This window comes from Streptomyces sp. NPDC027672, from assembly GCF_055566335.1.
This window is the reverse complement of the sequence record NZ_JBVHSO010000008.1, coordinates 341817-363723: the sequence shown is the minus strand read 5'-3', so window position 1 is coordinate 363723 and position 21907 is coordinate 341817. Positions and strand designations below refer to the sequence as shown.

Genomic DNA, 21907 nt, shown 5'->3' with positions numbered 1-21907 from the left:
CCATGTGTGCGGGAGGTGGCTGTGCCGGGCTTCGCGCATCTGCACACCGTCTCCGGGTTCTCCCTGAGGTACGGGGCGTCCCACCCGGAGCGGCTGGCCGAGCGCGCCGCGGAACGGGGCATGGACGCCCTCGCCCTGACCGACCGCGACACCCTCGCCGGCACCGTGCGCTTCGCCAAGGCGTGCGCCGGGGCGGGCGTCCGGCCGCTGTTCGGAGTGGACCTGGCGGTGGCGGCGCGGCGGACCGCGCCGCGGGAGCGGCGGCGCACCCCGGTGCGCGGCGGCGCCTTCGTGGACGAGTCGGCGCCCCGGGTGACCTTCCTCGCCCGGGACGGCGCCCGGGGCTGGGCCGGCCTGTGCCGGCTGGTCACGGCGGCGCACGCCGGGGGAGGGACCCCGCTGCTGCCGTGGACCGCCCACCGGGACGACGGACTGCTGGTGCTGCTCGGACCGGAGTCGGACGTCGGACGGGCACTCGCCGCCGGGCGGCCCGACCGGGCGGCGGAGCTGCTGGCCCCGTGGCGCGAGGTCTACGGCGACGCGCTGCGGCTGGAGGCCGTCTGGCACGGGCGGACGGGCACGGGGACCGGTTCCCTGCGGCTGGCGGCCCGTACCGTCGGGTTCGCCGCCGAGCACGGGGTGCGGCCGGTGCTCAGCAACGCCGTCCGGTACGCCGATCCCGGGCAGGGACCGGTCGCCGACGTGCTGGACGCCGCGCGCCGTCTGATGCCGGTCGACCCGCGGGGCGGGCTGGACTCGGGCGAGGCGTGGCTGAAGGACGGGCGGGCCATGCTGGACGCCGCCGAGCGGGTCGTGGAGGCCGCCGGGTTCCGGCGGGAGGCCGCCGGCCGGCTGCTGGAGCAGACCCGGGCCGCCGCCGCCGAGTGCCGGGTCGACCCCCGGGACGACCTGGGCCTGGGCAGCGTGCACTTTCCCGAGCCGCACCTCGTCGGCGCCGGCCGGCGCACCGCGCAGCGGGCGCTCGCCTCCCGGGCGGCGGCGGGCATGCTGCGGCTCGGCTACGGCGGCCGGCGCGCGTACTGGGAGCGGATGCACGACGAGCTGGACATCATCGCCCACCACGGCTTCGCCTCGTACTTCCTGACGGTCGCCCAGGTCGTGGACGACGTCCGGGAGATGGGCATCCGGGTGGCCGCCCGCGGCTCCGGCGCCGGGTCGCTCGTCAACCACCTGCTGGGGATCGCGCACGCCGATCCGGTCGAGCACGGACTGCTGATGGAGCGCTTCCTGTCCAGGGAGCGGGTGGTGCTGCCCGACATCGACATCGACGTGGAGTCCGCGCGGCGGCTGGAGGTCTACCGGGCGGTCATCGGCAGGTTCGGGGGCGAGCGGGTCGCGACCGTCGCCATGCCGGAGACCTACCGGGTCCGGCACGCCATCCGGGACGTGGGCGCCGCGCTGTCCATGGACCCGGCCGAGATCGACCGGGTCGCCAAGTCCTTCCCGCACATCCGGGCCCGGGACGCCCGGGCCGCCCTGGAGGAGCTGCCCGAGCTGAGGCGGCTGGCGGCGCGGAAGGAGGAGTACGGCAGGCTGTGGGAGCTGGTGGAGGCGCTCGACGCGCTGCCGCGCGGGATCGCCATGCACCCGTGCGGGGTGCTCCTGTCCGACGCCTCCCTGCTCGCCCGTACGCCGGTGGTGCCGACCAGCGGCGAGGGGCTGCCCATGGCGCAGTTCGACAAGGAGGACGTGGAGGACCTGGGGCTGCTCAAACTGGATGTGCTGGGCGTGCGGATGCAGTCGGCGATGGCGCACGCGGTCGCCGAGGTGGAGCGGGCGGCCGGGCGGCGGATCGACCTGGACGCGGTGCCGCCCGGGGACCCGGAGACGTACCGGCTGATCCGCTCGGCCGAGACGCTGGGCTGCTTCCAGATCGAGTCGCCCGGCCAGCGGGACCTGGTGGGACGGCTTCAGCCGAGCACCTTCCACGACCTGGTCGTCGACATCTCGCTGTTCCGGCCCGGGCCCGTCGCCGCCGACATGGTGCGGCCCTTCATCGAGGCCCGGCACGGCCGGGCGCCGGCGCGCTATCCGCACCCGGACCTGGAGGAGGCGCTGGCGGGGACGTACGGGGTCGTCGTCTTCCACGAGCAGGTCATCGACATCGTCGCCACCCTGACCGGCTGCGGACGGGGCGAGGCCGACCGGGTGCGGCGCGGACTGTCCGACCCGGAGTCGCAGGGGCGGATCAGGGTGTGGTTCGCGCAGCGGGCGGCGCTGCGCGGGTACGACGCGGAGACGATCCGGCGCACCTGGGAGATCGTGGAGGCGTTCGGGTCGTACGGCTTCTGCAAGGCGCACGCCGTCGCCTTCGCCGTGCCCACCTACCAGTCGGCGTGGCTGAAGGCCCACCACCCGGCCGCCTTCTACGCCGGACTGCTCACCCACGACCCCGGGATGTACCCGAAGCGGCTGCTGCTGGCCGACGCCCGGCGGCGCGGGGTGCCGGTCCTGCCGCTGGACGTGAACGTCTCCGGGGCCGCCCATCGGATCGAACTGGTGTCCGAATCACCGGAGGTGTGGGGACTGCGGCTCGCCCTCTGCGACGTCCACGGCATCAGCGAGGCCGAGGCGCGGCGGATCGAGGACGGACAGCCGTACGCCTCCCTGCTGGACTTCTGGGAACGGGCCCGGCCCAGCAGACCGCTGGCCGGACGGCTCGCCCAGGTGGGCGCGCTGGACGCCTTCGGCGCCAACCGGCGCGATCTGCAACTGCACCTGACCGAGCTGCACCGGGGCGCCCGGGGCGGCGGCGGTGGCCAGCTCCCGCTGGCCGGGGGCCGGCGGACCGCGCCGGCCGGGCTGCCGGACCTGACCCCGGCGGAACGGCTCAGCGCCGAGCTGGGCGTGCTGTCCATGGACACCTCGCGCCATCTCATGGACGACCACCAGGAGTTCCTGGCGGAGCTGGGCGTGGTCTCCGCGCGCCGGCTGCGCGAGGTCCGGCACGGGGAGACCGTGCTGGTCGCGGGCGCCAAGGCGGCCACCCAGACGCCGCCGGTCCGGTCCGGCAAGCGGGTCATCTTCTCCACCCTGGACGACGGCACCGGCCTGGTCGACCTCGCGTTCTTCGACGACTCCCACGACGCCTGCGCCCACACCGTCTTCCACTCCTGGCTGCTGCTGGTGCGCGGAGTGGTGCAGCGGCGCGGACCGCGCAGCTTCAGCGTGGTGGGCTCCGCCGCCTGGAACCTCGCCGACCTGGTGGAGGTGCGGCACGCGGAGGGCCTCGACGGGGTCGCGGCCCGGCTGGCCGGACCGTCCGGGACCACGGCGGAGGACGGCGGCGGGGACGGTCCGCTCCGGGCCCGGCTCGCCGGTTCCGACGGACGGCCGGCGCCGGCCGGCTCCGCCGCCCCGGGCGCGGGGACGGGCCGGACGATCCGCATGCCCACGGGCTACGAGATGCACCCCTGGGCCGATCTGCGGCCCGCGGGTCAGGACGCCGCGCAAGCACCCGCGGCGATACGGAAGTTGTGGCACCAGAGTCCGGGGAGTGCGGGATGACCATCCTCTGCGTACGTTTCCAGCTGCCGCCGGCGTCCGAGGCGGCCCTGCCCGGACTGCTCGGGCTGCTGGAGGAGTTCACCCCGGTCGTGGAGGCGCTGCCGCCGGACGGGGCGCTGGCCGATCTGCGCGGCGCCGAGCGGTACTTCGGGCGCGACGCGGTGGAACTGGCCTCGGTGATCCGGGTGCGGGCCCTCGCGCGGTACGGCGTCGACTGCGTGATCGGCGCCGGTCCGGGCCCGATGCTGGCCCGCGTGGCGCTGCGCGACGCCCGGCCCGGGACGACCCGCGCGGTGCCCGCGGACGCCGTCGCCGGGTTCCTCGCGGACAAGCCCGTCACCGCGCTGCCCGGCGTCGGCCCGGCGACCGCCCGCGTCCTGGGCGAGTACGGCCTGGACACCCTGGGCCGGGTCGCCGCCGCGCCGCTGTCCACGCTCCAGCGGCTGATCGGCGCGCGGGCGGGCCGGGAGCTGCGGGAGAAGGCGGGCGGCGTCGACCGCGGCCGGGTCGTCCCGAACGGCGTCGCGCGGTCGCTGATGACGGAACGGGCCTTCGGCATCGACGAACTGGACCCGGACCGGCACCGCAAGGCACTGCTGTCGGCCACCGAGGAGATCGGCGCCCGGCTGCGCGCGGTGGAGAAGGTCTGCCGCACCCTGACCCTGACCGTGCGCTACGCCGACCGCTCCGCGACCACCCGCAGCCGCGCCCTGACCGAGCCGACCGCGCACTCGGCGGCCCTGACGAAGGCGGCCTACGGCATGTACGAGGCGCTCGGGCTCCAGCGCGCCCGGGTCCGCGCGCTCGCCCTGCGCGCCGAAGACCTGACCTCCGCCGACCGGGCCGCCCACCAGCTCACCTTCGACCCCGTGGACGAGAAGGCCCGCCGCATCGAGGAGGTCGCGGACCGGGCCCGGGCGAAGTTCGGCCCCCACGCGATCCGTCCGGGCACGCTGGCGGCCTGACCGGCGGGGCCGCTCCCGGGCCCGGCGGGCGCCGGGTCCGGTGAGCACCGGAAGTTTTTACCGACGCGTAACTTCACGCGTGCGCTACTCGCCCGTAACTTGACGGATGAACAGCATCCCGTGATCCGGATCACAGGGTCAGGCCCGTGCACCCCCCTTGAGCCGCAAGGAGATCACACGATGCTGCCCTGGAAGAGAGCGCTCAGACCGCTCGCCGCGCTGCTCCTCGGCGTCGCCGCCGCCCTCGTGCCGGCCGCCGCCGCAAGCGCCTCCGGCACCGCCGCCGCCCCCAGCCGGGGCTGGAACGACTACACCTGCAAGCCGTCCGCCGCGCACCCCCGCCCCGTCGTCCTCGTGCACGGCACCTTCGGCAACTCGGTCGACAACTGGCTCGGTCTCGCCCCGTACCTCACGGACCGCGGCTACTGCGTCTACTCGCTCGACTACGGCCGGCTCCCCGGCGTCCCCGTCTTCCACGGCCTCGGACCCATCGCCGAGTCCGCCGGGCAGCTGTCCGCCTTCGTCGACCGGGTGCTCGCCGCGACCGGAGCCGCCAAGGCCGACCTGGTCGGCCACTCCCAGGGCGGCATGATGCCCCGCCACTACCTGAAGTTCCTCGGCGGCGCCGCCAAGGTGAACGCCCTCGTCGGCCTCGCCCCCGACAACCACGGCACCGACCTGGACGGCCTCACCCGCCTGCTGCCGTACTTCCCCGGCGCCGCGGACCTGCTCGAAGCCGCCACTCCCGGCCTCACCGACCAGATCACCGGCTCCGACTTCGTCACCCGGCTCAACGCGGGCGGCGACACCGTCCCCGGAGTGCGCTACACCGTCATCGCCACCCGGTACGACGAGGTGGTCACCCCCTGGCGCACCCAGTACCTGAGCGGCCCCGGCGTCCACAACGTCCTGCTCCAGGACCTGTGCCCGCTGGACCTGTCCGAGCACCTCGCGATCGGCCTGACCGACCGGATCGCCTTCCACGAGGTGGCCAACGCCCTCGACCCGGCCCACGCCACCCCCACCACCTGCGCCTCGGCCCTCTGAGGCCCGTCGGGGCCTGTCCGGCCTGAGCCGCCGGACAGGCCCCGGCACCTCACCACCGGTGACGGCGCACCGGGCGCGATCCCGTGGGTGATCCGAAGCTAGCCCGGGGACGGCGGGAAGTCGCCGGCCGCGGCGATCCTTATGGTCCGCTTAAGGCTGCGCTCAGCCCCCGCTCAGACGGAGGCGTCGGCCGACGGCGTCAGCCGTCGGGCCACCAGACGCGTGCGATGTCCTTGCGCACCTCCGGGCGGTCCGCCGGGCGCTCTCGCGCCTCCTCGCGGATCCGCCGGCTGTCGGTCCTCTTCGGGAGCTTCCGCAGGGTCACACGGCGCATGGCTGCCTCCTCCAGTGCCCGCCGGGCTCCGCTGTGCGCGGAGGCGGACGTTTGTGGCGAGAGTTCCTCGGGTGCCGGTATGTCAGTGGCGGCTGTCACGACCGCACTGTCAGTGGCGTGTGTCACCCTCTGGGCATGACGAGCGAGAACACGTCCAGCGTTGCGGCTGCCCAGGAAACGGACTGGGATGCGCGGGCCGCCGGGTTCGACGACGAACCGGACCACGGGCTGCGCGATCCCGAGGTCCGCGCGGCCTGGGCCGGCCGCCTGCGCGCCTGGCTCCCCGCGCCTCCCGCCCACGTCCTCGACCTCGGCTGCGGCACCGGCAGCCTGGCACTCCTCGCCGCCGAACAGGGCCACCGCGTGACGGCCGTCGACCGCTCCCCGGCGATGACCGAGCGCGCCCGGGCCAAGCTGGCCGGGCACCCGGCGCAGGTCCTGCGCGGGGACGCCGGGGCCCCGCCGGTGGGCGGGCGGCGCTTCGACACGGTCCTGGTCCGGCATGTGCTGTGGGCCCTGCCGGACCCGGCCGGCGCGCTGCGGCACTGGCGGGAGCTGCTGCGGCCCGGCGGCCGGTTCGTGCTCGTGGAGGGCGTCTGGGGAACCCTCGCCCCGGTCGGCATACCCGCCGATCGGCTCACCGCCCTGCTGGAGCCGCTGGTCCGGGAGGCGCGCGTGGAGCGGCTCTCCGGGGACTCGGCGCTGTGGGGCAAGGAGGTCGACGACGAGCGGTACGCGGTGGTGGCCATGGTGTGACCCGGCGACCCGGTGCCGCCCGGCCCGGTCAGGCCAGCAGCGCGGTGAAGCCGCCGTCGCGGACCGCCAGCGCCTCCAGCGTGTCGAGCGCGGCCACCGCGGCGGCCGCGGCCCCGGGGTCCGCCGCCGCGAGCCCGCCGGCGGCGAACTCGTCCTCGTCCAGGCGCCGCACGTCCCGCCCGTCGGCCGACCGCCACAGGTCCAGGTCGAGGTCCTCCACGACCAGCTCCGCGCCCGAGCGCACCGCGGGGCGTGTGACGTCGCAGTACCAGCCCTTGACGGAGCCGTCCGCGGTGCGGACCTCCTTCACCGCGTACCACCGGTCCCGCCAGTAGTACTCGGTGAACACATCGCCCGGCTCGAACCGCACGAACCCGAAGTCGCGGACCCCGGCACCCGCCCACGGCGCGCGCACGGCGATCCGGGTGCCGTCGTCCTGGAGCAGCTCCGCCGGGTAACGGATCTTCGTCCGGCCCGCCTTGCGCAGGACGACCTCCAGCCGGCCCGCCGGCTCAGCAGAGTTCGCGGACAGGGCGCACCTCCGGGTTCGGATTCCGTACGAGCACGGTCATGAGCAGGCACCGTACGGGCCGGGAGACCGGACCGCCTCTGATTTTCCGGCGGATGCGGGACAATCGCCCCTGTGAGCCTGAAGATCCGCATCGATGACAGCGCGCCCCCGTACGAGCAGGTGCGGGCGCAGATCTCCGAGCAGGCGCGGTCCGGGGCGCTCCCGGTGGGGTACCGGCTGCCGACCGTGCGCGGGCTGGCCGAGTCCCTGGGGCTCGCGGTGAACACCGTGGCCAAGGCGTACCGGGCGCTGGAGGGCGACGGGGTGATCGAGACGCGGGGCCGCAACGGCACCTTCGTGGCCGCCGCCGGCTCGGCCGCGGAGCGCGAGGCGTCCCTCGCCGCCCAGGCGTACGCCGAGCGGGCCAGGCGGCTGGGGCTGGGCGAGCCGGAGGCCCTGGCCGCCGTACGCGACGCCCTGCGGGCGGCCTACGGGGAGTAGGGGACCCACCGCCCCAGGCCGGGGCCCGGCAGCCCCGGGCCGGCCCCGGCACATCGCGCCGTACCGGTCGGAGAGGACAAGCCGACCGGGCCGCCGCTCGCCTCTTGCCCGCCCGTGGCGGGAGGTCGCGTGTGCCTCGCCCGCCCGTGGCGGGAGGTCACGTGCGTCTCGCCGGTTCCGGTGCGCGGCTGGTCGGCAGGCCCGCTCGCCTCGCCGTCCGGGCGAACGCCACCGCGTCCGCCACCGCCGCTCCGCCCGGATCGTTGTTGAAGTACGCGTACACGTCCTCCCCGTCCGGCCAGGTGGTCGCGATCCGGTCCGCCCAGGTCTCCAGGCTGCGCCGGCCGTAGCGCGGCCAGGGACGGGCCCGGCCCTGGTGGAAGCGGACGTAGCCCCAGCCGGCGGTGCGCCACAGCGGAGTGACCGGGCGGGCCAGGACGTCCGCCCAGCACAGGGCCGCGCCCCGGGACGACAGCACCTCGCGCACCTCGGCCGTCCACCAGGAGTCGTGCCGGGGCTCCACCGCGACCCTCGTGCCGGGCGGGAAACAGGCCAGGCAGGCGTCCAGCAGGGCCGGGTCCGCGCGCAGGGTGGGCGGGAGCTGGAGGAGGACGGGGCCGAGCCGGTCGCCGAGGCCCGCCGCGTGCGTCAGCAGCCGGTGCACCGGCTCCCCGGGCTCCTTCAGCCGCTTGACGTGGGTGAGGAACCGGCTGGCCTTGACCGCGACCACGAAGTCCGGCGGCACCCGGCCGCGCCAGGCGGCGAAGGTGTCGTAGGACGGCAGCCGGTAGAACGCGTTGTTGATCTCCACGGTGGCGAAGAGCCGCGTGTACTCCTCCAGCCACAGCCGCGCCGGCACCCCGGCCGGGTAGACGAGGTCCCGCCAGTCCTTGTACTGCCACCCCGACGTGCCGACATACAGGGTCATACCCTCATGAAAGCACTCAGAGGTACAGCCCCGCGTCCGCTCCCTCCCGCGCTCCCGGCACCGAGGTCGGCGAGGTGCCCCGGCGCAGCGCGTACAGCTCGGCCAGGGTCGCGCCGTCCCGGCCGACGCCCTGCTCGGTGCCGAGCCAGTCCACCGCCTCCCGGCGGGTCAGCGGGCCGACCTCGATACGGGCCAGGCAGCGGCCGGGCCGGACCACGGCCGGGTGCAGCCGCTCCAGGTCCTCGTTGGTGGTGACCCCGACCAGCACGTTGCGCCCCTGGCCGAGCAGGCCGTCGGTGAGGTTCAGCAGCCGGGACAGGGCCTGGCCCGCCGTGTGCCGGGCCTCGCCGCGGATCAGCTCGTCGCAGTCCTCCAGCAGCAGCAGCCGCCAGCGGCCCTTGCCCGCGCCGTCGTCCTCGCCGATCGCGATGTCCATCAGATAGCCGACGTCGGAGAAGAGCCGCTCGGGGTCCAGGACGCAGTCGACCTGGCACCAGTCCCGCCAGGAGCGGGCCAGCGTGCGCAGCGCGGAGGTCTTGCCGGTGCCCGGCGGGCCGTGGAGCAGCAGCAGCCGGCCGGCGATGTCGTCGGGAGTGGTCCGCATCAGACGGTCCATGGCGTCCGCCACCGGTGCCGTGTAGTTGCCCCGGACCTCGTCCCAGGTGCCGGCGGAGATCTGCCGGGTGGTGCGGTGCGGGCCGCGCCGGGGCGAGACGTACCAGAAGCCCATCGTCACGTTCTCGGGCTGTGGTTCCGGCTCGTCGGTGGCGCCGTCCGTGGCCTGGTCGAGGATGCCCTTGGCCAGTTCGGCGCTGGTCGCGGTGACCGTCACGTCCGCGCCCCGGTTCCAGCGGGAGACCAGCAGGGTCCAGCCCTCCCCCTCGGCGAGGGTGGCGCTGCGGTCGTCGTCGCGGGCCACCCGCAGCACCCGGGCGCCGTCGGGCAGCAGGGTCGCTCCGGAGCGCACGCGGTCGATGTTCAGCGCGTGGGAGAACGGCTGCTCGCCCGTCGCGAAGCGGCCGAGGAACAGCGCGTCGACGACGTCGGACGGCGAGTCGGAGTCGTCGACGTGGAGCCGGATCGGCAGAGCGTCCTGTGGGTTCGCGGCCATGCCGCCCATGATCCGGCACGGACGGGCTCCGCGCACGGTATTTCCCTCCTGACGTTCCGTCGGGAGCGGTTCGGCCTGCTGTGGACGGAAGTTGACGGATGATCGGTCAATCTGACATGTCCACGCAATAACTGAGCGGTGAACGACATGGGGCGAATCTGTTGAGAGGGCAAAAGTTTTGGCATGGACACTTCCCGTCAACGCGCGTAGTTGCTACGAAAGTTACGGCAGAGATCCTGCTAAAGGAGGTTCCATGAGACGTTCCCGTTTCACCGGATTCGTGACCTCGCTCCTCCTCGCCGCCGGCCTCGGTCTCACCGGGGCCGCTTCGGCGCAGGCGTCCCCGACAGCGGCGGCCGGCGGCTATGTGGCGCTCGGCGACTCCTACTCCTCCGGGGTGGGCGCCGGCAGCTACATCAGTTCGAGCGGCAACTGCGACCGCAGCACCAAGGCGTTCCCGTACCTGTGGAACGCCGCCCACAGCCCCTCCTCGTTCGCCTTCAACGCCTGCTCGGGCGCGACGACGGACGACGTACTCGCCGGCCAGCTCGGCTCCCTGAACTCCTCCACCTCACTGGTGTCCCTCACGGTCGGCGGCAACGACGCGGGCTTCTCCGACGTCATGACGACCTGTGTGCTCCAGTCCGACAGCACCTGCCTGTCCCGGATCAACACCGCCAAGGCGTACGTCGCCAACACGCTCCCCGCCAAGCTGGACGCCGTCTACAACGCGATCACGGCCAAGGCCCCGTCCGCCCGGGTGGTCGTCATCGGCTACCCCCGCTTCTACCTGCTCGGCCAGACCTGCCTCGGCCTCTCCGAGACCAAGCGGTCCGCGATCAACGAGGCCGCCGACTACATGGACACCGTCATCAAGACCCGTGCCACCGCCCACCGCTTCGCCTTCGGCGACGTCCGCACCACGTTCACCGGCCACGAGATCTGCTCCGGCGACTCCTGGCTGCACAGCGTCGACTGGCTCGACATCGGCGAGTCGTACCACCCGACCGCGGCCGGCCACTCCGGTGGCTATCTGCCGGTGTTCACCAACGCGGCATGACCGTACGGGCTCGCCCGTCCGGGTGAAAACTCCGGCCCCCCACCGGGCCGGGCACGTGAGATCGCCCACGTTCCGTCCGCTCCCGGCCGTCTACACGGACGGCCGGGAGCGCGGTACCGGAGTGATCGCTTCCGTGTCCGCGCGCGAGGCCGCCGTCAGCCTCGCCGGACCCGGCGGCCCGCCCGCCGGGCTCGGCCCCTCCCCGGCGTCACCCGCCGTAACCACCGGGCCGGACGCCGGACCGGCTCGCCCCGCCGGCCTGCCGATTGTCCAACTCACCCTGAAATCGGTCGGATTCGGAGAGTAGTCACCGAGGGATGGTCAACCCCCTTACAGGGAAGGTGAATCCTGTGCCCGAGATACCCGTGTGCTCCACCGGGGCGATAGGGTTAGCCTGCCCGGGCCGGGTGACTCGTACGGGTGGGGAGTGACATGGAACAGATAACAGTACGCAGCAGGGCCAGGGTCCCTGCGATCACCTGCGGGAGCAGCGCGACCAGTTCGCGCCTCGACCGCCATCTGTCGGTGCTGGCGGGACCCGCCATACCGCAGCGGGAGACGGTCGAGGCGACCTCGCTCATGCGTGAGCTGACGGCACGTGCTCCGGTACACGCGCGCAGCGACCGGGGCGCGCGGGTCAGCCGCGTCTCCCTCTTCGCGCCGCTGCGCCGGCTGCGCCGCTCGCTGTTCGGCGGTCACTGACCGCGCCGCGGGTCCCCCCACCCGAGCAGGGGGGCCGCGCTCAGGCCGCCACACCGTCCCGGCGCAGCGCTGCCACCTCGTCGTCCGTCATCCCCACGGCACGCAGCAGCGCTTCGGTGTGCTGCCCGAGCGCGGGCACGTCACCCATCCGCAGCTCGTCTCCGCCCGGCAGCGTGAGGGGCGGCAGCAGCGCCTGAAGCGGCCCGGCCGGCGTTCCCACCCGGCGCCACCGCCCCCGGGCCGCGAGCTGCGGATGCTCCGCCAGTCCGCGCAGATCCCGAAGCCGGGCGCAGGCGATGCCCGCCCTCTCCAGCCTGGCCACCGCCTCCTCGGTGTCCAGCACCCGCAGCGCCCCGGCGACCAGCGCGTCGGTCCGCTCCCGGTGCGCGACCCGCGCGGCGTTCGTCGCGTACGCCGGGTCCGCGGCCAGCTCCGGGCGGCCGATCACCTGTCCGGCCAGCCGCCGCCACTCGCGGTCGTTCTGCACGGACAGCAGCACCCGCCCGCCGTCCGCCGTCGGATAGGCGTCGTACGGCGCGATCACGGCGTGCGCGAGCCCGGTGCGGACGGGCGGCTCCCCGCCGTGCATCGTGTGGTGCAGCGGATGCCCCAGCCACTCCGCGAGCGCCTCCAGCATGGACACCTCCACCGGCCCGCCCCGCCCGGTCGTCCCGCGCCGCACCAGCGCGGCGAGCACACCGGAGAACGCGTACATGGCCGCCGCGATGTCCGCCGCCGGGATGCCCGCCTTCACCGGCTGCTCGGGCGTCCCGGTCACCGACACCAGCCCCGACTCGCACTGCACGAGCATGTCGTAGGCCCGCTTGTCCGCGTACGGCCCCGAGCCGCCGTAGCCGGAGATGTCCACCGCGATCAGCCGCGGGTGGGCGGCGCACAGCGTGGCCGCGTCCAGGCCGAGCCGGGCCGCCGCGCCGTGCGCGAGGTTCTGCACGAACACGTCCGCGTCCGCCACCAGCCGCCGTACGACGTCCAGGCCGCGCGGGTCCTTCAGGTCCAGCGCGAGGGACTCCTTGCCGCGGTTGCACCACACGAAGTGCGAGGCGAGACCGCCGGCCGCGGTGTCGTACCCGCGCGCGAAGTCGCCGCCGTCGACCCGCTCCACCTTGATGACCCGGGCGCCCAGATCGGCGAGCTGCCGGGTGGCGAACGGCGCGGACACGGCCTGCTCGACGGCGACGACGGTGATGCCCTCCAGGGGCAGGGGGAGTTGCTCCATGGGGTGGATGATCTCCCCTGGCCTCCGCTGCTGTCAGCAGCGCGGGGTCATCCGGCCCGTGCGTACCGGCGCACCGCGAGCGGCAGGAACAGCGCGGTCAGCGCCAGACTCCAGACGAGCGCCCCGGCGACCGGGTGCGCCACCGGCCAGGCGGCGCCCTCCGGGACGGGAGCGTTGCCGAAGAGGTCCCGCAGGGCGGTCGTCACCGCGCTGATCGGGTTCCACTCGGCGAGCGTGCGCAGCCAGCCGGGCAGGTGGTCCGTGGGGATGTACGCGTCCGACAGCAGCGGCAGCACGAAGGAGGCGGCGCCGAGCTGCCCGGCGGCCTCCTCGCTGCGGGTCAGCAGACCCAGGAACACCCCGGCGCAGGTGCAGGCGAACCGGAAGAGCAGCAGCAGCGCCACGGCCCCGGCCGCCCCGGCCGCGGACCCCTCGATCCGCCAGCCCACGGCCAGCGCCACCAGCAGCAGCGGCACGGTCCCGACGGCCGTGACGACGAGGTCCGCGACGGCCTGCCCGAGCGGTACGGCGGCCCGGCTCACCGGCATCGTGCGCAGCCGGTCCGCCACGCCCCGGTGGACGTCCTGCGCGGCCTGGAACATACCCGTCATCACCCCGCCGGCGGCCGTCGCGACGAGCAGTCCGGGTACCAGGAAGGAGCGGTACTCGCGGCCGGGCATGGCCAGGGCGCTGCCGAACACATAGCCGAAGAACAGCAGCATGTTGACCGGCATCATCAGCGTCAGGACCGTCAGCCCCGGGTTGTTGCGGACCCGGCGCAGCTGGCGGCCCGTCATCGCCAGTCCGTCGTACGCCCATGCGCTCACGCGGCACTCTCCTCGTTGGGGGCGGACTCTCCGGTGAGCCGCAGGAAGACGTCGTCGAGGGTGGGCGGCCGGATGCCGGCGTCCAGCAACGGCACGCCGGCCGCGTCCAGCTCGCGCACCAGGCGGGGCAGGGTCAGCGTGGGGTCGGTGGTGACCGCGCCGACCGCGTTCCGCTCCCGGTCGAACACGGGCTCCCGGCCGGTCAGCCGGTCCAGCACGGCCGCGGCCCGCGCCAGCGCGCCGGCGTCGGCGACGACGGCCTCCACGGACGACCCGATGAGCGCCTTGAGCGCGGCGGGGGAGCCGGAGTGGGCGACCCGGCCCCGGTCCACCAGGGCGATGTCGTCGGCGAGCAGGTCGGCCTCCTCCAGGTACTGCGTGGTGAGCAGCACGGTCGTGCCCTCCTCCTTCAGTTCGCGCACGGTCTGCCGGATGCGGGCGCGGCTGGCCGGGTCGAGTCCGGTGGTCGGCTCGTCCAGGAAGAGCACGTCGGGCCGGCGGACCAGGCTCGCGGCGAGATCCAGGCGGCGGCGCATGCCGCCCGAGTACGTCGACGCCTTCCGGCCGGCCGCCTCGGTCAGCCCCAGGCGCTCCAGCAGTGCGTCCGCGCGGGCGGCCGGCCCGCGCACCCGGTGCAGCCGGGCGAACAGCCGCAGGTTCTCCCGGCCGGTGAGGTCCCCGTCCACCGTGGCGTACTGCCCGGTGACCCCGATCCGGCGGCGCACGGCCGCCGCCTCCCGCACCAGGTCGTGTCCGGCGATCCGCGCCGAGCCCGCGTCCGGGCGCAGCAGCGTGGTCAGCAGCCGCACCGCCGTCGTCTTCCCCGCCCCGTTCGGCCCCAGCAGCCCGCAGACCGTGCCCTCGGCGACGGCCAGGTCCAGCCCGCGCAGGGCCCGCACAGCGCCGAAGCGCTTCTCCAGACCTTCACTAAGTACAGCGTACGTAGTAGCCATGCCCGGACCATACCGCACTACGTACGGTGTACGTAACTACGATGGTGGCCGAGGTGATGATCCATGGCAGTCCGAGGGGCCGTCCCCGAGGTGATCTGGGCGCGCCCCGAGCGCACCGGCCGGGGGCCGAAACCGGCGTACACGCGCGACGACATCGCCGCCGCGGCCGTCCGGATCGCCGATGCGCGGGGGCTCGACGCCGTGTCGATGCGGCACGTCGCGGCCGAGCTGGGCTGCGGCACCATGTCGCTGTACAACTACGTCCCCCGCAAGGAGGACCTGTACGAGCTGATGGTGGACGCGGCCGGCGCGGAGCACGAGGCGTGGGAGCCGAGCGGCGACTGGCGGGCCGACATGCGCCGGGTCGCCCGGCAGACCCGCGAGCTGATGCGCCGGCACCCGTGGCTGCCGCGCCTGATGTCACCCGTCTACGGCTTCAGCCCGAACGCCCTGCGCTACCTGGAGCACTGCCTGGCCTGCCTGGACCCGCTGGAGGCGGCGTACGGCACCAAGCTGGAGTGCATCGCGATGCTGAACGGCATGGTCACGACGTACGTCCGCAACGAACTCGACACCGCCGAGCGGGTGCGCGCTTTGCCCTGGTCGCAGGAGCAGGAGAACGCGGTCCGCATCGCCTACCTGGGCGGCCGGATCGCCAGCGGCGCCTATCCGAGGATGGCGGCGGCCTTCATGGCGGACGCGGGACCGATCGACCTCGAGGCGGTGTTCGAGCGGATGGTGGAACGGGTCATCGATTCCTTCGACCCGGAACGGGGGAGCCGGTGAGAGGGCGGCGGCCCGGAACGGGGGCCGTGCGTCGGTGACGACGCGGAGCGCGGGGGCCGTGAGTCGGTGGCGGTCCGGAGCGGGCGAGCCGTGAACCGGTGGCGGTCCGGAGCCGGGGAGCCGGTGAACCGGCGGCGGCCCCGAGCGGGGGCCGTGTGTCGGTGGGGTGTCCGGTGGTGCCCCGGCTGACGGTCGCGCCGGGCCGGTGCGCCGGCGGTCAGAGCAGGGCGAACTGGCCGTCCGGGCCCTCCTCCTGGTGGTCCAGGACCGAGGCGGGGCGCCGGGAGCGCTCCGGAACCGGCAGGACGCCCGCCTCCCGCAGCTCGGCCGCCGTGACCGGGGACGTCACCTCCAGTCCGTCCCGCAGGGTCCGCACCTCCGCCAGCAGCGCCAGGACCGTGATCAGCTCCAGCAGCTCCGACGTCCACTCCTGCGGCCAGGACGCCGGGCGGATCGCGGCGAGCGTGCCCGGCCCGGCCGGGGCGGTGCGGGCCGAGAACCAGGACGGGAGCACCGGGACCCCGGCCACCTCGAACTCCCAGACCCCGGGCGGGACCGGGGAGATACGGCCCTCCTCCAGGTACAGGGCCTCCTCGTCGGGGTCGTAGCGCAGCGCGAGCGGGCGGGGAGGCAGGGGCGCGCGGACGTACGGCCGGCGCCCGCCCGGCAGCCGGGGGCGCTCGCCGTCCCGCCGCATCAGCCACAGCGCCCGGCGGCCCAGCTCCACGCCGGCGGTCCACAGGTCCGGGTCCGCGGTGAGCGGGACGGTCAGGTCCGGGCGGACCGCCGCCACGATCCAGGCCAGCAGGTCCGGTGCCGGGACACGGACGCCCAGCCGGGCCGACAGCAGGTCCGGCAGGCCGGGGGCGAGATTCGGTTCGGCGGTGCCGGGGCGGCGGTAGAGCGGGCGGATCCGGCCGGTGCGCAGGGCGGGCAGCAGCCCGGTCGCCAGCAGCGGCAGGCCCGCGTCGCCCGACTCCACCGTGAACACCTGTCCCGCGTCCGCCACCCGCCACAGCTCCGGGCGGGCCGCGTCGATCAGCCGGTGGTCCGGGATCAGCCACTGCTCGTCGAAGGGGGCGGCGAGCACCCGCACCGGCTCCGCGCAGGGCCCCTCGGCGCGCGCGAGCCGCCGCGTCCCCGTGGACTGACCGGGAAGCTGGCCCACCGCCGAGGTGAGCGCCCGCGCGCGGGTCGGCTCGAACAGGGCCTCCCGGTCCGGGCCTTCGGCCTTGAGCAGGGCGTCCCAGCGGGCCCGCAGCGAGGCCGCGTCCGGTGCCGCCGGCCAGGCGCGGCCCAGCCGCAGCGGTGCGACGGACCACGGCATGAGGTCCGCCAGCGGCGGCGCGTCGTCGTGCGTCACGCTGGGCATGGTACGGCCTGACCCGCCCCGCGATCAGGTGGCGTCGAGCGTGACGGTGAACGAGAACCGGTCACCCCGGTAGTGGATGACCGCCACGTCCAGCACCCGGCCCGCGGAGTCGTACGTCACCCCCGTGTAGTGCAGGATCGGGCTGAGCAGCGGCACGTCGAGCAGCCGGGCCGTCTCCGGGTCGGCGAGCCGGGCCTCCACGGTGTCCGTGATCCGGCTGATGTCCGCCTTCACCACGTCCCGCAGCACCTTGGTCATCGGCCAGCGGACCAGGTCCCGCGGGTCGATCCGCTCCGCCAGGTCGGGACGGATGTGGTTCACGGCGTGGTTGGTCGGCTCGCCGGTCTTCTCGTCGCTGCGCAGCCGGTGGTACGACGCCACCTCCGCCAGGTCCGGGAAGTACTCGGCGAGTCCGGCCGGCACCGGCACCCGGCCGTGGTCCAGCAGCTCGGTCGTCATCCCGGACTGCTGGGCCACGATCGCGTCCACCGAGCCCAGCAGCCGCACCGGCGTCCCGCGCCGCGCCCCGGGCTCGATGAACGTGCCGCGCCGCCGGTGCCGGCTGATCAGCCCCTCGTCCTCCAGCTCCTTCAGCGCCTGCCGCATGGTCAGCACACTCACGCCGTAGTGCTCGGCCAGCCGTTCCTCGGTGGGCAGGCGCAGCGGGTCGGCGGGGGAGCGGCCCAGTATGGAGGCGCGCAGCGACTGCGACACCTGGTACCACAGCGGCAGCTTGCGGTTCAGGACGATCGAATCCGGAGCGAAGGAGGTCACGCGGCTATCCGTACCCGGCGGGGAACGTCCGGCGCAATGGCGCCGGTCATCCCCGGAAGTGGCGTTCCAGTCCGCGCCACACGTCGTCGTAGCGCTGCTGGAGGTGGTCGGCCCCGGCCGCCCGCGCGGTGAGCGTCACCGGCCAGCGGGTCTCGAACATGAAGGCCAGCCCGTCGTCGATCTTCTGCGGCCGCAGCTCGGCCGCGCTCGCCCGGTCGAACGTCTCCCGGTCCGGGCCATGGGCCGACATCATGTTGTGCAGCGAGCCGCCGCCCGGCACGAAACCCTCCGCCTTGGCGTCGTACGCGCCCTCGATCAGGCCCATGTACTCGCTCATCACGTTCCGGTGGAAGTACGGCGGCCGGAACGTGTCCTCGCCCACCAGCCAGCGCGGCGCGAAGACCACGAAGTCCACACCGGCCAGGCCAGGCGTGTCCGACGGAGAGGTCAGGACCGTGAAGACCGACGGGTCCGGGTGGTCGTAGGAGATGGTGCCGATCACATTGAACCGGCGCAGGTCATAGACGTACGGCACATGGTTGCCGTGCCAGGCGACCACATCCAGGGGACTGTGGTCGTAGGTGGCCGTCCACAGGGAGCCGCAGAACTTGTTCACCACCTCCACCGGGCCTTCGACGTCCTCGTACGCGGCGACCGGCGCCCGGAAGTCCCGCGGGTTCGCCAGGCCGTTGGCGCCGATCGGACCGAGGTCGGGCAGCCGGAACGGCGACCCATAGTTCTCGCACACATAACCGCGCGCGGACTCGTCCGTCAGCTCCACACGGAAGCGCACTCCACGCGGGATCAGCGCGACCTGGGCCGGCTCCACATGCATTCGGCCGAACTCGGTGTGCAGCAGCAGTCCGCCGCGCTCGGGCACGATCAGCAGCTCACCGTCGGCGTCCGAGAAGACCCGCTCCATCGAGGCGTTGGCGTGGTACAGGTGCACCGCCATGCCCGTGCGCTGGGTCGCGTCGCCGTTGCCGCCCAGCGTCCACAGGCCGCCGAGGAAGTCCGTGCCGGCCGGCGGCTCGGGCAGCGGGTTCCAGCGCAGCCGGTTGGGGTCGGGCACGGTCTCGGTGAACGGCGCCGTGCGCAGCGCGCCCTCGCCGGTGCGGGTGAACGCCGGGTGCGCGGCCGAGGGACGGATGCGGTACAGCCAGGAGCGCCGGTTGTGAGCCCGCGGCTCGGTGAACGCCGTACCGCTCAGTTGCTCGGCATACAGGCCGAGCGGCGCGCGCTGGGGCGAGTTGCGGCCCTCGGGCAGGGCGCCCGGCACCGCCTCCGAGGCGTGTTCGTTGCCGAATCCGGTCAGATACGACAGCCCCTCGGCGGTCTTCCGTGCGTCCCCGCTCATGATCGCTCCTCGCGTCCCGATTCCTATGCAACACCGTAGGAATGAGTGCGGGCCCGCGCAAGAGCATTCCCGGGTCCTCCCTCCGGGGTATGGCCGGAACCCGACTCGAGGGGGATCCGGGGCGGCGGGGCGCTGTTCTACGCTCCGGATCATGTCGTGGACGAAGTGGACGCGTGGACGGCTCGTCGCGCTCGCGGTGTGCGTCCTGCTGCCGTGGGGGGCGGCGGCCTGCGCGGCCGGCGAGGCGCACGGGGACGGGGTCTCGCCCTCGCCGGTGGGAAAGGTGCTGGACGGCACCGACGAGACCGGGCGCAACCTGCGCGAGGTGCCCCCGCAGGGCGCGCCCGAGGTCGCCGTCGAGGTCGCCCCGGACCCGGCCGGCGGCTGGGACGTCCGGCTGGCCCTGCGCCGCTTCCGCTGCTCGGAGCCCGGCACGCGCCCGGTCGCGGTCCTCGGCCGCGGACTCGTCCACCTCTTCGTGGACGGCCGCCGGGTCGCCCGGCTGCGGTCCCGGACCCATCATTTGCCCGCCGGCCTCGTCCCGCACGGCACCCACCAGATCACCGCCCGTCTCTACGCCGACGACGGCACGGTGTGGGCGGTGCACGGCAAGCCGGTCCAGAGCACCGCCGACATCACGGTGTCCGACCCGGAACCGCCCCCGGCAGGGCGGACCCCGCGCACCCCGGGTACGCCGGGTACGTCGCGCACCCCGGGCACGCCGAGTACGCCGGGTACGCCGGAGGGCTGAGCCCGGTCGGCGTGCCGGCCGGATGACGGCTCACCGGAGGCCCGCCGGGCGCCCGGCCACCGCCCGGACCGGCCCGGCAAGGCCACTGCTCACAGCCCTGCCCCCGGCGGGTGAGTGGACCGCCCGCCCGTCTCCGTACTCTGGGGCGAGCTTCACCGGACCACGGCGGAAAGGCATCATGAAGCCCGTGCCCCACGCGACATCGCTCCGCCGCGCGCCCGTCCAGCGGCGCAGCGCCGAACGGCTGACCAGAATCCTGGACGCCTGCGCCGACCTGCTCGACGAGGTCGGCTACGACGCCCTGAGCACCCGCGCCGTCGCCCAGCGCGCCGGCGTCCCCATCGGCTCGGTCTACCGCTTCTTCGGCAACAAGCGGGAGATGGCCGACGCCCTCGCCCAGCGCAACCTGGAGCGGTACGTCGAGCGCGTCACCGAGCGGCTGGCGGAGAGCCGCACCGGGGGCTGGCGGGCCGCCATGGACGCCGTCCTGGACGAGTACCTGGCCATGAAGCGCACCGCGCCCGGCTTCTCCCTGGTCGACTTCGGCAACCAGATCCCGGTCGGCTCCCGCCACGGCGAGCCCAACACCCGGGTCGCCGACCGGCTGACCGAGCTGCTGGCCGGCCATCTCGCCCGCACCCCGGACGCCGGCCTGCGGCGGGTGTTCCTGGTCGCCGTGGAGGCCGCCGACACCCTCGTGCAACTGGCATTCCGGGTCGACCCGCAGGGGGACGAGGCGGTCATCGCCGAGACCCGGGACCTGCTGCGGGCCTACCTGGGCCGCGTACTCGACTGAGACCGGCCACCCCGGTCACACCGGACCGGTTCCGCGCCGGGACCGCCGCCCGCGCTGCCCGACGCCGTACCCGCCGTCCGGCTCGCACTGCCGTGACCTGGACTTTCGCGCTTATTGCTCGCGCCTCACCATCTTGTTAACGCCGAGTGAACGGACCTAACGTCATCGCACCGCCGGCCCCCAGGTGGGATGTTCAAGGGCGAACGTTAGGTAACCATTCATGCTCACCATCCTCGGCTTCGCCATGATCGCGACCTTCCTGGTCCTGATCATGCTGAAGAAGATGTCGCCGATCGCGGCGCTCGTGCTCATCCCCGCGCTGTTCTGCGTGGGCGTGGGCAAGGGCGCCAAGCTGGGCGACTACGTCATCGACGGCGTCACCGGCCTCGCGCCCACCGCGGCGATGCTCATGTTCGCGATCGTCTACTTCGGCGTGATGATCGACGTCGGTCTCTTCGACCCGGTCGTGCGGGGCATCCTGCGGTTCTGCAAGGCCGACCCGCTGCGGATCGTGGTCGGCACGGCGGTCCTCGCCGCGATCGTCTCCCTGGACGGCGACGGCTCCACCACCTTCATGATCACCGTCTCGGCGATGTACCCGCTGTACAAGCGCCTGAAGATGTCCCTGGTCGTGATGACCGGTGTCGCCGCCATGGCCAACGGCGTGATGAACACCCTGCCCTGGGGCGGCCCCACCGCCCGCGCCGCCACCGCGCTGAAGCTGGACGCGAGCGACATCTTCGTACCGATGATCCCGGCCCTCGCCACCGGCCTGCTGTTCGTCCTCGTCCTCTCCTACGTCCTCGGCCGCCGCGAGCGCAGCCGGCTCGGCGTGCTCATGCTGGACGAGGTGCTGGTGGAGGAGAGCGAGACGGTGCTGGTCGGCGCCGGCGCCGGGAGCGGGCCCGCGGCCGGCGCCGCCGCCGGGGCCGCGGACGACGCGCCCGAGGATGACGGCTTCCAGGGCCTGGACCCGGACCGCCCCACCCTGCGCCCGCGGCTGTACTGGTTCAACGCGCTGCTCACCGTCGTCCTGCTCACCGCCATGATCATGGAGTGGCTGCCGATCCCGGTGCTGTTCCTGCTCGGCGCGGCCCTCGCCCTGACCGTCAACTTCCCGCACATGCCGGACCAGAAGGCCCGGATCGCCGCCCACGCCGAGAACGTGCTCAACGTCTCCGGCATGGTGTTCGCCGCCGCCGTCTTCACCGGCGTCCTCCAGGGCACCGGCATGGTCGACCACATGGCCACCTGGCTGGTGGACAATATCCCCGCCGGCATGGGCCCGCACATGGGCCTGGTCACCGGCGTGCTGAGCATCCCGCTCACCTACTTCATGTCCAACGACGGCTTCTACTTCGGCGTCCTGCCGGTGCTCGCCGAGGCGGGCCAGGCGCACGGCGTCTCCGCGGCGGAGATCGCCCGCGCCTCCATCGTCGGCCAGCCGCTGCACATGTCCAGCCCGCTCGTCCCGGCCGTCTACGTCCTGGTCGGCATGGCCAGGGTGGAGTTCGGCGACCACACCCGGTTCGTGGTCAAGTGGGCCGTGCTCACCTCCCTGGTGGTGCTCGGCGCGGGCCTGCTGTACGGCATCATCTGAGCACGCAGGAA

General features: G+C 74.1%; 21 protein-coding genes. 11 read left to right on the top strand and 10 right to left on the bottom strand.

Annotated features, from left to right (window positions below):
- Window positions 1-21: 21 nt before the first annotated feature.
- The 3 genes from ACZ4SV_RS21625 to ACZ4SV_RS21615 all read left to right on the top strand — a co-directional run bounded on the left by ACZ4SV_RS21625 (window position 22) and on the right by ACZ4SV_RS21615 (window position 5540).
- Window positions 22-3528, top strand: coding sequence for a DNA polymerase III subunit alpha (locus ACZ4SV_RS21625; protein WP_468006060.1), 3507 nt, complete (start codon window positions 22-24; stop codon window positions 3526-3528).
- Window positions 3525-4493 (top strand): DNA polymerase Y family protein, encoded by a 969-nt coding sequence (locus ACZ4SV_RS21620; protein ID WP_365877630.1) that lies wholly within the window; start codon window positions 3525-3527, stop codon window positions 4491-4493. Before ACZ4SV_RS21625 ends, ACZ4SV_RS21620 begins: the two co-directional genes overlap by 4 nt.
- A gap of 180 nt (window positions 4494-4673) precedes the next feature.
- Window positions 4674-5540 (top strand): esterase/lipase family protein, encoded by an 867-nt coding sequence (locus ACZ4SV_RS21615; protein WP_397946626.1) that lies wholly within the window; start codon window positions 4674-4676, stop codon window positions 5538-5540.
- Window positions 5541-5739: 199 nt separating this feature from the next.
- Here ACZ4SV_RS21615 and ACZ4SV_RS21610 read toward each other — a convergent pair whose 3' ends face one another.
- The gene (locus ACZ4SV_RS21610) at window positions 5740-5874 is read right to left on the bottom strand and encodes a hypothetical protein (RefSeq protein WP_365877634.1); all 135 of its coding nucleotides are present in this window, start codon (window positions 5872-5874) and stop codon (window positions 5740-5742) included.
- Window positions 5875-6009: 135 nt separating this feature from the next.
- Between ACZ4SV_RS21610 and ACZ4SV_RS21605 the strand changes: the two genes are divergently transcribed.
- Window positions 6010-6630 (top strand): class I SAM-dependent methyltransferase, encoded by a 621-nt coding sequence (locus ACZ4SV_RS21605; RefSeq protein WP_468006029.1) that lies wholly within the window; start codon window positions 6010-6012, stop codon window positions 6628-6630.
- Between the two features lie 28 nt (window positions 6631-6658).
- Here the strand turns inward: ACZ4SV_RS21605 and ACZ4SV_RS21600 are convergent, their stop codons facing one another.
- A complete protein-coding gene (locus ACZ4SV_RS21600; protein WP_468006059.1) occupies window positions 6659-7162 on the bottom strand; it encodes a ribonuclease FAU-1 family protein in 504 nt (167 codons plus the stop codon).
- Between the two features lie 111 nt (window positions 7163-7273).
- Between ACZ4SV_RS21600 and ACZ4SV_RS21595 the strand changes: the two genes are divergently transcribed.
- Complete coding sequence (locus ACZ4SV_RS21595) at window positions 7274-7642, top strand: GntR family transcriptional regulator (RefSeq protein ID WP_397946624.1); 369 nt, start codon at window positions 7274-7276, stop codon at window positions 7640-7642.
- 157 nt (window positions 7643-7799) lie between these two features.
- Here the strand turns inward: ACZ4SV_RS21595 and ACZ4SV_RS21590 are convergent, their stop codons facing one another.
- The gene (locus tag ACZ4SV_RS21590) at window positions 7800-8570 is read right to left on the bottom strand and encodes a DUF72 domain-containing protein (RefSeq protein ID WP_468006028.1); all 771 of its coding nucleotides are present in this window, start codon (window positions 8568-8570) and stop codon (window positions 7800-7802) included.
- Between the two features lie 16 nt (window positions 8571-8586).
- Window positions 8587-9681, bottom strand: a complete 1095-nt coding sequence (locus ACZ4SV_RS21585) for a DUF5925 domain-containing protein (RefSeq protein ID WP_365884057.1) — start codon at window positions 9679-9681, stop codon at window positions 8587-8589.
- A 253-nt stretch (window positions 9682-9934) separates the two neighbouring features.
- Here ACZ4SV_RS21585 and ACZ4SV_RS21580 point away from each other — a divergent pair, with 253 nt between their 5' ends.
- Both ACZ4SV_RS21580 and ACZ4SV_RS21575 read left to right on the top strand, forming a co-directional pair.
- The gene (locus tag ACZ4SV_RS21580) at window positions 9935-10741 is read left to right on the top strand and encodes an SGNH/GDSL hydrolase family protein (protein WP_468006027.1); all 807 of its coding nucleotides are present in this window, start codon (window positions 9935-9937) and stop codon (window positions 10739-10741) included.
- A 432-nt stretch (window positions 10742-11173) separates the two neighbouring features.
- Window positions 11174-11443, top strand: coding sequence for a hypothetical protein (locus tag ACZ4SV_RS21575; protein ID WP_365882107.1), 270 nt, complete (start codon window positions 11174-11176; stop codon window positions 11441-11443).
- A 40-nt stretch (window positions 11444-11483) separates the two neighbouring features.
- Here ACZ4SV_RS21575 and ACZ4SV_RS21570 read toward each other — a convergent pair whose 3' ends face one another.
- Genes ACZ4SV_RS21570 through ACZ4SV_RS21560 form a run of 3 tightly spaced genes read right to left on the bottom strand, consistent with a single transcriptional unit; the run spans window position 11484 to window position 14460 of the window.
- The gene (locus ACZ4SV_RS21570; RefSeq protein WP_365882109.1) at window positions 11484-12680 is read right to left on the bottom strand and encodes a CaiB/BaiF CoA transferase family protein; all 1197 of its coding nucleotides are present in this window, start codon (window positions 12678-12680) and stop codon (window positions 11484-11486) included.
- Window positions 12681-12727: 47 nt separating this feature from the next.
- A complete protein-coding gene (locus ACZ4SV_RS21565) occupies window positions 12728-13507 on the bottom strand; it encodes an ABC transporter permease (RefSeq protein WP_468006026.1) in 780 nt (259 codons plus the stop codon).
- Window positions 13504-14460 carry an ATP-binding cassette domain-containing protein gene (locus ACZ4SV_RS21560; protein ID WP_468006025.1) on the bottom strand — a complete coding sequence of 319 codons (957 nt, stop codon included), beginning with the start codon at window positions 14458-14460 and terminating at the stop codon, window positions 13504-13506. Before ACZ4SV_RS21560 ends, ACZ4SV_RS21565 begins: the two co-directional genes overlap by 4 nt.
- 63 nt (window positions 14461-14523) lie before the next feature.
- On the opposite strand from ACZ4SV_RS21560, the gene ACZ4SV_RS21555 reads away from it, so the two are divergent.
- Window positions 14524-15246, top strand: coding sequence for a TetR/AcrR family transcriptional regulator (locus ACZ4SV_RS21555; protein ID WP_468006024.1), 723 nt, complete (start codon window positions 14524-14526; stop codon window positions 15244-15246).
- A 217-nt stretch (window positions 15247-15463) separates the two neighbouring features.
- On the opposite strand, the gene ACZ4SV_RS21550 is transcribed toward ACZ4SV_RS21555, so the two are convergent.
- Genes ACZ4SV_RS21550 through hmgA form a run of 3 tightly spaced genes read right to left on the bottom strand, consistent with a single transcriptional unit; the run spans window position 15464 to window position 18749 of the window.
- Window positions 15464-16618, bottom strand: coding sequence for a type ISP restriction/modification enzyme (locus ACZ4SV_RS21550; RefSeq protein WP_468006023.1), 1155 nt, complete (start codon window positions 16616-16618; stop codon window positions 15464-15466).
- 24 nt (window positions 16619-16642) lie between these two features.
- A complete protein-coding gene (locus ACZ4SV_RS21545; RefSeq protein ID WP_468006022.1) occupies window positions 16643-17392 on the bottom strand; it encodes a GntR family transcriptional regulator in 750 nt (249 codons plus the stop codon).
- A gap of 46 nt (window positions 17393-17438) precedes the next feature.
- Window positions 17439-18749 carry a homogentisate 1,2-dioxygenase gene (gene hmgA / locus ACZ4SV_RS21540; protein ID WP_468006021.1) on the bottom strand — a complete coding sequence of 437 codons (1311 nt, stop codon included), beginning with the start codon at window positions 18747-18749 and terminating at the stop codon, window positions 17439-17441.
- A gap of 151 nt (window positions 18750-18900) precedes the next feature.
- On the opposite strand from hmgA, the gene ACZ4SV_RS21535 reads away from it, so the two are divergent.
- The 3 genes from ACZ4SV_RS21535 (at window position 18901) to ACZ4SV_RS21525 (ending at window position 21896) form a co-directional block, all read left to right on the top strand.
- Window positions 18901-19500 carry a hypothetical protein gene (locus ACZ4SV_RS21535; protein ID WP_468006020.1) on the top strand — a complete coding sequence of 200 codons (600 nt, stop codon included), beginning with the start codon at window positions 18901-18903 and terminating at the stop codon, window positions 19498-19500.
- Window positions 19501-19678: 178 nt separating this feature from the next.
- Window positions 19679-20296: a TetR/AcrR family transcriptional regulator gene (locus ACZ4SV_RS21530; protein ID WP_365941588.1), complete on the top strand. Its 618-nt coding sequence runs from the start codon at window positions 19679-19681 to the stop codon at window positions 20294-20296.
- A 220-nt stretch (window positions 20297-20516) separates the two neighbouring features.
- Window positions 20517-21896 (top strand): CitMHS family transporter, encoded by a 1380-nt coding sequence (locus tag ACZ4SV_RS21525; RefSeq protein WP_468006019.1) that lies wholly within the window; start codon window positions 20517-20519, stop codon window positions 21894-21896.
- Window positions 21897-21907 lie beyond the last annotated feature (11 nt).